The organism is Xenorhabdus koppenhoeferi (genome assembly GCF_900116635.1).
Lineage (GTDB): Bacteria > Pseudomonadota > Gammaproteobacteria > Enterobacterales > Enterobacteriaceae > Xenorhabdus > Xenorhabdus koppenhoeferi.
In genome coordinates this window covers 1-1419 of record NZ_FPBJ01000085.1, presented here as the reverse complement: position 1 = coordinate 1419, position 1419 = coordinate 1, and the positions used below count along the sequence as shown (strand labels likewise).

The 1419-nt window shown below is 36.5% G+C and carries 3 protein-coding genes and 1 pseudogene; 1 reads left to right on the top strand and 3 read right to left on the bottom strand.

Annotated features, from left to right (window positions below):
* Positions 1–82 (top strand): annotated as a pseudogene (locus BM329_RS14600) (IS5/IS1182 family transposase); the annotation flags it as partial.
* 38 nt (positions 83–120) lie between these two features.
* Here BM329_RS14600 and BM329_RS14195 read toward each other — a convergent pair.
* The 3 genes from BM329_RS14195 to BM329_RS14185 all read right to left on the bottom strand — a co-directional run bounded on the left by BM329_RS14195 (position 121) and on the right by BM329_RS14185 (position 1200).
* Positions 121–399 (bottom strand): ANR family transcriptional regulator, encoded by a 279-nt coding sequence (locus BM329_RS14195; protein WP_092554459.1) that lies wholly within the window; start codon positions 397–399, stop codon positions 121–123.
* The gene (locus tag BM329_RS14190; protein WP_092554456.1) at positions 396–743 is read right to left on the bottom strand and encodes a hypothetical protein; all 348 of its coding nucleotides are present in this window, start codon (positions 741–743) and stop codon (positions 396–398) included. The genes BM329_RS14195 and BM329_RS14190 overlap by 4 nt, the downstream gene beginning before the upstream one ends.
* A 139-nt stretch (positions 744–882) precedes the next feature.
* Positions 883–1200 (bottom strand): hypothetical protein, encoded by a 318-nt coding sequence (locus BM329_RS14185; protein WP_245759106.1) that lies wholly within the window; start codon positions 1198–1200, stop codon positions 883–885.
* Positions 1201–1419 lie beyond the last annotated feature (219 nt).

Sequence of the window (1419 nt, the reverse complement as noted above, 5' to 3'; positions counted from 1 at the left end):
GACCCGTTACGCCAAAAACAGTGCATCGTTTCTTGCCGCAGTCCAAATCCGCTGCCTTGCTCTTTGGTTGAGTATTTCATGACGACGCCATCTAAATTACGCGCTAATTCTTTTGCCTGTTCATATGCTGTCATCATTTGCCACCTGTCTATCTATGTGTTTTTTTAATTCCAAGGCTATTCTCTGGTTTTCTTGGTCTCTTAATGCCTTGCTGTGGCTGTGGTGCAATGAATATCTTTTTTCATTATGCCCTTGGCGATATTCAGCCCATAATTGAGCATTAAGACTGGTGGCTACAGTTTTAGCTTTGCCCCAATATATAGCGGCCAGTTCATATTTTTCTTCTTTCTCGTTTTGGATAGCGGTATTAGCAAGGTCTGAATAAGTTTTATTTTTCATTTTTTATTTCCTTTTATAGGTTCTGTTTTGCGTGCAACGAGTTTTAATACTTCATTTATAAATGCATTGCCGTCTTCGGTTAGATTTCCAAACTGGGTATAAAAACTGTTATATGTATCTACGATAAGTTGTTCTGCTTCTGATTTTTTATTTACTGCTAATACATCGCGCTCAAAGGAACATATTAATGCAATAGTTAATATTTCCTCGTCTAAATCGAGTCTGTAATTAAAGTTATCTACTTCAATAAATTCAGAATAAGAGCCATACTTCTTTTTTAATGTATCCAGCTTGGCGTAAATAAGCGCCTTTCGCTTTCTTTCAAGCAAAGTTGATTGTGTCATTTATATTCTCCGTTTTTGGAGTTAGCGAATCCCCAGCGATGGCGCTGTAATTAAAACTTGTCTATTATTTTATCATCTTAATGTTCGTGGCGGTTTCAATGGGTTTAAGTGTTTTCATGGTCATTCCTTATGGATTCAATTATTGTCTCTGTTTTTTTATTTGCCGTCTTTCTCTTATTTCACTAACTGCACTAATGTTATTTTCGTGTTCAGCTTCGATAATAAGAGGCAATACAGAAAATAGCCGGGATAATCTATCTAGGTCAGTCGTTGCTTCGTCAGGTGAGTATTCTTCACTATTAACAGCAGCGCTCGCTAAATTCGCAATCGACTTCATTCCGTTTGTTATTGAGTAAATGACTTCATGACTTGATGAGAATAAAGACTGTAAATCAGCGTCGCTCATCTCTTCTATTAATTCACTGTTGATACGAATACGACGAAAAATATTATTCATGAGTATTCCACTCCTCGAATCCGTGCTATTTGTTCACCAATATTAACTACTGCAATCAATGCAATACTAAGCAATTGCGAGCCACTCAGACTTTTATCTGTATCCATTAATAAAGAAACATATCTTGGATTCACATATTAAGCGCAACACCGTAATGGACGAAGTAAATGAGTGGGTATTCCTTTAAATAACTCATTCGGTGTTTTGTAATCTCGTGTT